The following is a 7,844-nucleotide window of genomic DNA, read 5'->3' as shown; positions in this document are numbered from 1 at the left end:
TCAGCCAGGGGCGGGGCAGTCCGGGGCCGGGCAGTCGGGGGCGGGGCAGTCGGGGGGCGCGGGGCAGTCGGGGACCAGCTTGCCGGGGTTCAGGATCCCCGCAGGGTCAAGCGCGGTCTTGATCGCGCCCATGACCTGCCAGCCTTCGCCATGTTCGGCGGCCATCAGGCCACGCTTGCCCAGACCCACGCCATGTTCGCCGGTGATCGTGCCGCCCACGGCCAGCGCCCGTTCGGCCATCCGCAAGGCCAGCGCCTTGGCCTGGGCCATCTGACGCTCATTGCCCGGATCGATCAGCAGCAGCGAATGGAAATTGCCGTCGCCCACATGACCCACGATCGGCCCGACCAGCCCCGAGGCCGCAATATCCTGCGCCGCCCCCGCCACCGCATCCGCCAGATGCGACATCGGAACGCAGACATCGGTGACCACCCCCACCGATCCCGGACGCAGCGCAAAGGCCGCGTGATAGGCCCCGTGCCGCATCCGCCACAGGCGGGCGCGATCCTCGGGCGTGGTCGCCCAGTCAAAGCCAGCGGCCCCCATCTCGGTCGCGATCTCTCCGAACCGGGCGGCATCCTCGCGCACAGACGTTGCAGAGCCGTGAAACTCGACCATCAGATGCGGTAGTTCGGGCAGGCTGGTGCCGGAATGCAGGTTGAAGGCGCGGGCCGTCAGCGCATCGACAAACTCGATCCGCGCCATGGGGATGCCCGAATGGATCGTCACCGTCACGCAATCGACCGCCGCCTGCAGCGTGTCAAAGGCACAGACGGCGGCGGCGGTCTCCTCGGGCTGGCCCTGCAGGCGCAGGGTCAGTTCGGTGATGACCCCAAGCGTGCCCTCGGACCCCACGAACAGCGCCGTCAGATCATAGCCCGCGCTGGATTTCGCGGCCCTCGTGCCGGTGCGGATGATCCGCCCGTCGGCCAGCACCACCTGCAAGGCCAGCACATTGTCCCGCATCGTGCCATAGCGCACGGCGGTCGTGCCGCTGGCCCGCGTCGCGGCCATCCCCCCAAGGCTGGCATTGGCGCCGGGATCGACGGGAAAGAACAGCTCCGTGGCGCGCAGATCGGTGTTCAGCGCCTCGCGCGTGACGCCGGGCTGGACGCTGGCCTGCATGTCGGCGGCCCGCACCTCCAGCACCCGGTCCATGCGCGACAGGTTCAGCGTGATGCCGCCCCGGCTGGCCAGCGCATGCCCCTCCAACGAAGTACCGGTGCCCCAGGGGATGACCGGCACCGCATGCTGCGAACAGGCGCGCAGGATGGACGACACCTCTTCGGCGCTATCCGGCCAGACCACCGCATCGGGCGGCGGGCCGCGATGAAAGCTTTCCGACGCCGCATGCTGATCGCGATCGCCGCGCTTTTGCGAAAACCGCGCGCCCAGAAGGGCGTCCAGCGCAGTGACCAACGCGGGCGGCAGAGCCTGGGCCTGTTCAGAGGCCAGCGGATCGGGAAAACTCATGGGATATCCTTGTGGCAAGGTCGCGCCCGCCACCATCCGGGCCATGGCATGGGACGCCAAAATCTGTCATGACCCGGTCATAACGCCACGTCAGGCTGACCGCAAACGGCCCCGCGACCCTCAGGACCACGCCATGGATCACCTGTCCGACGATTCCCTGCCGCAAGAACAGCCGCATGAACTGCCTCGGGGACTGGCAGCCGAAAGCCCGCGCCGCGCCGGTGACGCCTATGTCACGCTGGTCAGCAATCCCGCCTATCTGCCCGGCGCCTGCGCGCTGTTGCGGTCGTTGCGCCTGACCGGCACCAAGGCCGATCTGGTGGTGATGCATCGCGGCCTGTCGGACGCCGATCTGGCCCGGCTGCGCCCCCTCGGCGCCAGACTGATCGCGGCGGATCTGCTGCCCACCTCGGACGGCTTCGACCAGATGCATGCCCGTGACGCCCTGCATGCCCGCGCCGCGTTTACCAAGGGCGCCAAGCCGCTGTTCCACACGCCGCTGGACAATTTCATCAAGCTGCGCCTGTGGCAGCTGGATTACGACCGCTGCGTGTTCATCGATGCCGATGCGATCGTGCTGCGCAACGTGGACAAGCTGTTCGGCTTTCCCGAATTCTGCGCCGCGCCCAATGTCTATGACGGGCCGGACGGGTTTCACCGCATGAACTCGGGCGTCTTCACGGCGCGTCCCGCCCCCGCGACCTTTGCGGCGATGATGGCGGCCCTGGACCAGCCGGGGGTGTTCTGGCCCCGCACCGATCAAAGCTTTCTGCAGGCCTTCTTTCCCGACTGGCAGGGCCTGTCGATCCATCACAACCTGCTGCAATATGTCTGGCTGCACATGCCCGGCCTTCTGGACTGGAGCCAGATCCGCATCCTGCATTTCCAATACGAGAAACCCTGGCAGGACCATGACAAGGCCGACAGCCTGCGCCCGCTGATCGATCTGTGGCAAGCCGTGGCCGACGGGCATCCCCTGCCCGACCTGTCCACCCTGCCCCGCCCGCCGATCCGCCCCTGATGCAGATCGCCCTGACCGGAGCTTCGGGCATCATCGGCCACTTCGCCGCCCGCGCGCTGACCGCTGCGGGCCATAGGGTGACACCGCTGGACCGCGCGCATGACTGGCATCTGGGCCAACCCGCGCGGCTCGAAGGCCATGACGCGCTGATCCATTGCGCCTTCGCCCATGCCCCCGGCCGCTATCGCGGAGGCGAGGGCTGCGATGCCCCTGCCTTCATCGCAGCCAATCTGGATGGCACCCGGCGGCTCTTCGATCAGGCGGCGGATCAGAGCGTGGGACGCATCCTGTTCTTCTCATCGCGCGCGGTCCATGACGGCCATCCACCGGGGATGCGGCTGTCCGACGACCTGCCCCCCAAACCCACGACCCTGTACGGAGAGGTAAAGGCCGAGGCCGAGGCGTATCTGGCCCGGCTGCCCCTAATCACCTGCGCGATCCGTGCCACCGGCGTCTATGGCCCGGGCCCGGCGCATAAATGGCGCCGCCTGTTCGACGATTACCGCGCCGGCCATCCCATCGCTCCCCGCGTCGCGACCGAGGTTCATGCAGATGACCTGGCCCAGGCCCTGATCCTGCTGCTGAACCACCCGGCCCCGCCGCCGACGCTGAATTGCAGCGATCTGATCCTCGACCACCACGACCTTCTCGGCATGGTCCGGACCCTGACCGCCTGCCCGCATCCGCCACCGCCCCGCGCCGATGCCAGCCATCTGCGCCTGCCGGACTGCACCACTCTTGAAAGCATCGGCTGGCAACCCGGCGGGCTCCCTCTTCTGGCGAAAACCTTGGCCGACCTCCTAAAAGCCTAGCGCCGGAATTTCGCCTTGGCGCAAATATCCTCGGGGGGTCCGGGGGGCGAAGCGCCCCCGGCCATCGCGGGACGCAATTCAGCCGCGCCGGATCGCCGCCATCCCCAGAACCCGCGCGCGTTTTCTCGGATCGCTGTCGAACAGCGCCGCCAGCTGTTCGGTGATCGCGCCGGCCAGTTGCTCGGCATCGGTGATCGTCACCGCCCGCCCGTAATAGCGGGTCACATCATGGCCGATGCCGATGGCCAGCAGCTCGACCGCGCGGCGTTTCTCGACCATGGCGATGACGTCGCGCAGATGCCGCTCCAGAAAATTCGCCGGGTTGACCGACAAGGTCGAATCATCCACCGGCGCCCCATCGGAAATCACCATCAGGATCTTGCGCGCCTCGGTGCGGCGGATCAGGCGCTTATGGGCCCATTCCAGCGCCTCGCCGTCGATGTTTTCCTTCAGCAGCCCTTCCTTCATCATCAGCCCCAGATTGGGCCGCACCCGGCGCCAGGGCGCATCGGCGGATTTATAGATGATATGGCGCAGATCGTTCAGGCGACCGGGCTGGGCGGGACGGCCTGCGGCCAGCCAGGCCTCGCGCGACTGGCCGCCCTTCCAGGCGCGGGTGGTGAATCCCAGAATCTCGACCTTGACGTTGCAGCGCTCCAGCGTGCGGGCCAGCACATCGGCGCAGATCGCAGCGATGCTGATCGGGCGCCCGCGCATCGACCCGGAATTGTCGATCAGCAGCGTCACGACCGTGTCGCGGAACTCGGTGTCCTTCTCGACCTTGAAGGACAGCGGAGTCGTCGGGTTGGCCACCACGCGGGCCAGACGCCCGGCATCCAGCACGCCCTCTTCCTTGTCGAATTCCCAGCTGCGGTTCTGCTGGGCCTGCAAACGACGCTGCAGCTTGTTGGCCAGACGGCTGACGGCGCCGCGCAGGGGTTCCAGCTGCTTGTCCAGATAGGCGCGCAGACGCTCCAGCTCGGCCACATCGGCCAGATCCTCGGCGCGGATCTCTTCGTCCCAGGTCTGGGCAAAGATCCGGTAATCGGGGCTGGCCTCGCTGACCGGGGGGGGCAGATCGGGCGGGCTGTCCTGATCGGGCATCTCGGCCTCGTCCGACATCTCGTCATCCGAGCTGTCGTCCATGCTGACCTGAGCCTGCCGTTCGTCCTGCGTCTGTTCCTGACTGCGTTCGGAACTGGCCTCGCTGTCCTCGCTGTCGTCTTCCTCCTGCGACTGGTTGTCGCCCGATTCCTCGTCCTGCTCGGCATTGTCCTCGGCGTCGTCGTCCTGCGGCTGATCGGGATCCTCGCCCAGCTGGTCGCCATAGCCCAGATCGGTGATGATCCGCCGCGACAGCCGCGAAAACGCCGCCTGATCGGCCAGCGCGGCATTCACATCCGCCAGCGCGCCCGAGGCCTGCGATTCGACAAAGGGCCGCCACAGATCGGCCACATGCTGCGCACCGGGCGGCAGCGCGCGCCCGGTCGCGGCCTGCCGCAGGATATAGCCCGCCGCGACCGACAGCGGCGCATCCGCAGGCGCCTTGATCTGGGCATAGCCCTTTTTCTCGGCCTCGGCGCCGATCTTGGCGTCGATATTGGACAGCGCGCCGGGCATGTCGCGGGCGCCAAGCGCCTCGCAGCGGGCGGTTTCCATCGCCTCGTACAGTTCGCGCGCCATCGGGCCTGCGGGGGCATAGCGGCTGTGCGTGCCCGCGTCATGATGGCGCATCCGCATGGCCAGCGCATCCGCCGTGCCCCGCGCCAGCAGAACCTCGTCCCGGCCCATGCGGCGGCTGATCTGCGGAAGGCGCATGGTATCGCCTGCGACGCCCGCCGGATCGGCGCTGTAGGTGACGTTCAGATCGCGGTCATGGGCCAGCGCCCGCGTCGCCTCGGACAGGGCCTTCTTGAACGGATCGGCGGGGTTGTCGGATTTTTTCATGCCCTTTATAGACCACCACCCGCAGCCCCAGACAAGAGGGCGCCGCGCAGTCCCGCACATCGGTTGTGCACGTCTGTCGCGAACAAAATTCTGCCGTGCTGCCAGAGGCTGTGCTAAGCATCGCGAACACATAATCCGAGGTTCTCATGTCCAAACCACGCATTGCCGTCATCATCGGTTCGACCCGCAAGACCCGCTTCGCCGACAAGCCTGCCGCTTGGCTGATGGAGCAGGTCGCCGACCATGCCAGCCTGGATTTCGAACTGGTCGATCTGCGCGACCATGACCTGCCGTTCTTTGACGAGCCTGCGTCGAACCTGTGGATGCCCTCGCAGGATCCGCGCGCCGTGGCGTGGCAGGAAAAACTGGCTGGCTTTGACGGCTATCTGTTCGTCGTGGCCGAATACAACCATTCGATCACCGGCGCGCTGAAGAACGCTTTGGATCAGGCGTATAAGGAATGGAACCGCAAACCGATGGCCGCAGTGGCCTATGGCGGCGTTGGCGGGGCGCGCGCAGTCGAACAGCTGCGCCTGATCGCGATCGAGCTGCAGATGGTGCCGCTGCGCAATGCCATCCATATCGGCGGCGGCGATTTCATGGCCGTCTCGCCCATGGGCGGCAATGCCCCCATGTCGGCGATCGAGGATCACCTGAAAGGCTCGCTGGACGGGATGCTGGCCGAACTGACCTTCTGGGCCGAACTGCTGAAAGACGCGCCCAAGGCGTAAACCCGCGACCATCCGGGGGGCGCGTCCGTCCGGATGGGTCCGCCGCCATTCGGGCGCGGCTGTGCCAATGATCGAACCAATCAGTTCATAATGCATTCAAAACGCTGTTTTTATTTTCGGCCCCCATCATCGCGTGGCATTCTTGAACCTGCCGCGCGCCGATCAGGCCGCGCATTCAACAGCGGGGCAGGACATGAGCGTTTTTTCGGATTGGCTGGCGGGGTTTGTCGATTTCAGTGCCTCTGGGACATCGGTCTCGGCCGTGGTGGGACTGGGCGCGATGATCGGCGTCGCGGTCGCAATCCTCAAACATTTCCGGGGATCGGATTATCAGAAGCCGGGACATTGGCTGATTTTGTCCTATGATATCTGGAACGTTGCCGCATTGTCCCTTGCTGTGACCGTCACGGTCTTGGTCGGGCAGAACGTCTATCTGGCCAATAGCAGGTTGGTCTCGCTGGCTGATGCCCTTGTTATAAACGCAACCAATCAAGAACTTGCCGACAGGATCGCAGCGCTGGAAACAGATCTGGCAGGCGCGCAGGCCCGGCTGAACCGCTATGTCTGCATCGATGCCGTCACCGCCGATTCTGACGGGTGGCAGGATATCTGTAGCGAACAAGCGCAGATGGTTCAGATGTTGCTTGCTGCGACCGGCACCGATTTCGGCCCGAACCAGATCGCCCAGCTTGAAGAGTGGCTGACGGGCTCGGTCGCGGCCTTGATAGTGAATTGATCGCCCTTACAGCGCGCGGGCGGCGGCGCTTTCGGGCAGTTCCTCGTCGAACAGGCGCTGATAGAACTCGGCGACGGTCTGACGCTCCAGCTCGTCGCATTTGTTCAGGAAGGTCAGGCGGAAGGCATAGCCGACGTTTTCGAAGATGCGGGTGTTCTGCGCCCAGGAAATCACCGTGCGCGGCGACATCACCGTGGACAGATCGCCCTGCATAAAGGCGGTGCGGGTCAGATCGGCCAGCGTCACCATCTGGCTGATCGTCTTGCGGCCTTTTTCGGTGTTGTAATGGGGCACCTTGGCCAGCACGATCGCGGCTTCGGCATCATGGGACAGATAGTTCAGGGTGGCGACCAGCGACCAGCGGTCCATCTGGCCCTGGTTGATCTGCTGGGTGCCGTGATAAAGACCGGTCGTATCGCCCAGACCGACCGTGTTGGCGGTCGCGAACAGGCGGAAATAGGGATTGGGCGTGATGACCTCGTTCTGGTCCAGCAGGGTCAGCTTGCCATCGGCCTCCAGCACGCGCTGGATGACGAACATCACATCCGCGCGGCCCGCATCATATTCGTCAAAGACGATGGCGGTGGGGTTGCGCAGGGCCCAGGGCAGGATGCCCTCGTGGAACATGGTGACCTGCTTGCCATCGACCAGCTTGATCGCGTCCTTACCGATCAGGTCGATCCGGCTGACATGGCTGTCCAGGTTCACCCGCACGCAGGGCCAGTTCAGCCGCGCCGCGATCTGTTCGATATGGGTCGATTTTCCGGTGCCGTGATAGCCTTGGATCATCACCCGGCGGTTATAGGCAAAGCCCGCCAGAATCGCCATCGTGGTGTCGGGATCGAACTTGTAGGTGCTGTCGATGTCGGGCACGCGTTCCGAGCGTTCGGAAAAGCCCTTGACCTTCATGTCGCTGTCCAGACCGAACACCTCGCGCAGGTCGATCTCTTCGGTAGGTTTCGCGTTCATGTCCAGCATCGGTCCCAGCCCTTTCCATCGGATCGGCGCATTGATCGCGCATTCGCCGCGCGGGTGCAAGGCGGGGCGCGCCTGCCGGATGCCAGACGCCCGCCGACCGCCGACCGCTTCCCGCTGCCCTGCGCCCGCTGCCCGACGGTCAGACG

7 protein-coding genes are annotated in these 7,844 nt (G+C 65.7%); 4 read left to right on the top strand and 3 right to left on the bottom strand.

Features of this window, described 5'->3' with window-relative positions; translation table 11 throughout:
* Positions 1 to 1,473 (bottom strand): FAD-binding oxidoreductase, encoded by a 1,473-nt coding sequence (locus EG885_RS20990; protein WP_131578559.1) that lies wholly within the window; start codon positions 1,471 to 1,473, stop codon positions 1 to 3.
* 133 nt (positions 1,474 to 1,606) lie between these two features.
* On the opposite strand from EG885_RS20990, the gene EG885_RS20985 reads away from it, so the two are divergent.
* Entirely contained in the window at positions 1,607 to 2,494 is an 888-nt protein-coding gene (locus EG885_RS20985) for a glycosyltransferase (RefSeq protein ID WP_165571248.1), read from the top strand.
* Positions 2,494 to 3,306, top strand: coding sequence for an NAD-dependent epimerase/dehydratase family protein (locus EG885_RS20980; RefSeq protein WP_131578557.1), 813 nt, complete (start codon positions 2,494 to 2,496; stop codon positions 3,304 to 3,306). The genes EG885_RS20985 and EG885_RS20980 overlap by 1 nt, the downstream gene beginning before the upstream one ends.
* Positions 3,307 to 3,384: 78 nt before the next feature.
* Here the strand turns inward: EG885_RS20980 and cobT are convergent, their stop codons facing one another.
* Positions 3,385 to 5,253, bottom strand: coding sequence for a cobaltochelatase subunit CobT (gene cobT, locus EG885_RS20975; protein ID WP_131578555.1), 1,869 nt, complete (start codon positions 5,251 to 5,253; stop codon positions 3,385 to 3,387).
* Between the two features lie 146 nt (positions 5,254 to 5,399).
* On the opposite strand from cobT, the gene EG885_RS20970 reads away from it, so the two are divergent.
* Positions 5,400 to 5,984: an NADPH-dependent FMN reductase gene (locus EG885_RS20970; RefSeq protein WP_131578553.1), complete on the top strand. Its 585-nt coding sequence runs from the start codon at positions 5,400 to 5,402 to the stop codon at positions 5,982 to 5,984.
* Positions 5,985 to 6,126: 142 nt separating this feature from the next.
* Complete coding sequence (locus EG885_RS20965) at positions 6,127 to 6,720, top strand: hypothetical protein (RefSeq protein ID WP_131578551.1); 594 nt, start codon at positions 6,127 to 6,129, stop codon at positions 6,718 to 6,720.
* A gap of 6 nt (positions 6,721 to 6,726) precedes the next feature.
* Here EG885_RS20965 and cobS read toward each other — a convergent pair whose 3' ends face one another.
* Entirely contained in the window at positions 6,727 to 7,698 is a 972-nt protein-coding gene (cobS, locus tag EG885_RS20960) for a cobaltochelatase subunit CobS (protein ID WP_131578549.1), read from the bottom strand.
* Between the last annotated feature and the right edge of the window lie 146 nt (positions 7,699 to 7,844).

Source organism: Paracoccus nototheniae (assembly GCF_004335005.1).
Lineage (GTDB): Bacteria > Pseudomonadota > Alphaproteobacteria > Rhodobacterales > Rhodobacteraceae > Paracoccus > Paracoccus nototheniae.
The sequence above is the reverse complement of the archived record's forward strand: the minus strand, read 5'-3'. Positions and strand labels throughout refer to the sequence as shown.

Bases quoted from the DNA above. Each gene is read 5' to 3' on its own strand.
- EG885_RS20990 (WP_131578559.1), bottom strand. From the start codon at position 1,473: ATGAGTTTTCCCGATCCGCTGGCCTCTGAACAGGCCCAGGCTCTGCCG.
- EG885_RS20985 (WP_165571248.1), top strand. From the start codon at position 1,607: ATGGATCACCTGTCCGACGATTCCCTGCCGCAAGAACAGCCGCATGAA.
- EG885_RS20980 (WP_131578557.1), top strand. From the start codon at position 2,494: ATGCAGATCGCCCTGACCGGAGCTTCGGGCATCATCGGCCACTTCGCC.
- cobT (WP_131578555.1), bottom strand. From the start codon at position 5,253: ATGAAAAAATCCGACAACCCCGCCGATCCGTTCAAGAAGGCCCTGTCC.
- EG885_RS20970 (WP_131578553.1), top strand. From the start codon at position 5,400: ATGTCCAAACCACGCATTGCCGTCATCATCGGTTCGACCCGCAAGACC.
- cobS (WP_131578549.1), bottom strand. From the start codon at position 7,698: ATGCTGGACATGAACGCGAAACCTACCGAAGAGATCGACCTGCGCGAG.